The sequence below is a fragment of the Burkholderia sp. APQ4-4ca genome (assembly GCF_057837105.1).
On record NZ_JBYQCG010000042.1, the window covers coordinates 1 to 508 of the forward strand.

The following is a 508-nucleotide window of genomic DNA, read 5'->3' on the forward strand; positions in this document are numbered from 1 at the left end:
CGGGATCGCCGCCCAGCTGGCCCAGCACGGTCCAGTCGTCGTGCCATCCGGCAAGGCGCCGGCCGCACGCGTCGACGCGATAACCGACCTGGCCACCCGCGAGGCTCGCGGCATTGCCGTACAGCAGCAGGTCGTCGGCGGTCCAGGGACTCGACAGATCGACGCCATCGAGCGCGTTGAACCACGTGGTAATGGCAGCGTCGACGGACATGTCCTCGGCGGATACCGCATGACCGCACACCAACGTGTCGATACCTGCATTCGGCTCGGCCATGTCGCGAATCGCGACGATGAACGGCTTCAGATCCCGGTCGCGCATCGTGCCTCCGATCGACATCACGCGTTCTCTATTCGTTCGAAACCGATGCCAATTTCGCACCGTCCACACCAAAACATGCCGCCGTGCCGCCGGCTCGCCCTCAGAACAGGATAAACGCGTCGTTCTCGACGTAGAAGACGAACGCGTCGAGCAATTGCCCGACGCTCGGCTCGTCGATCTGGTCGTGTG

General features: G+C 64.0%; 2 protein-coding genes. Both read right to left on the bottom strand.

Annotation, left to right across the window (positions count from 1 at the left end):
• A partial coding sequence (locus AC3IFE_RS01580) for a hypothetical protein (protein ID WP_489189391.1) occupies nt 1–319 on the bottom strand: 319 nt, incomplete at its 3' end.
• Nucleotides 320–419: 100 nt separating this feature from the next.
• Nucleotides 420–508, bottom strand: an 89-nt coding sequence (locus tag AC3IFE_RS01585; protein ID WP_489189392.1) for a DUF7716 domain-containing protein, incomplete at its 5' end; no start/stop codon positions are given.